The following is a 542-nucleotide window of genomic DNA, read 5'->3' on the forward strand; positions in this document are numbered from 1 at the left end:
GGTAGCCGGTGCGCCGGCTTTGCCTTGATGGACCTTGCATGGCGCAGCATCGAGGTTGAAGTATGCTAGCACATAAACATACGCTTCGTATGTTTTTTAACTACTCTTCGTATATACATGAACACCAGAACGTGATGGCCGATCGGCGAGGAAATGCTGCACCGAGGATACAAAGGCTTCCAGACGATCCCATGGAATCATGTGACCGGCGCCATCGATGCGCTCCTTCTGACAGTCTCTGAGCGCCCCCGTGAGTTCATCTGCATCCTCATCTGACACCGTCCCTCCCTTCTCCGCATACAACAACAGGGTCGCGGCGGCGATGTCCGGCAGGTCGCGATGGATGTCCTCTTCGTGAAATGACTTGTGCGACTCGATAATGGCCGTCGGTCGCACGTCGGCAGCCAATCCATGCGCTGTTCGAGTTGCTCATCGCTCCAGGGCAGGCCAACCTTCATCTCGTCGTAACCCAGTCCACGGCCCACGGCATCAAGAGAATCGAGGTAGAAACTGAGCGGGATCGGATAAGGCCGACGGCCAGG

Annotated in this window: 1 protein-coding gene; it reads right to left on the minus strand. The window is 56.5% G+C overall.

Annotated elements, in window-relative coordinates; translation table 11 throughout:
• Positions 1 to 96: 96 nt before the first annotated feature.
• A complete protein-coding gene (locus tag AC3WL8_RS40040) occupies positions 97 to 408 on the minus strand; it encodes an alpha/beta fold hydrolase (RefSeq protein WP_492380274.1) in 312 nt (103 codons plus the stop codon).
• Positions 409 to 542: the final 134 nt, after the last annotated feature.

This window comes from Cupriavidus sp. FW305-F7, from assembly GCF_058782875.1.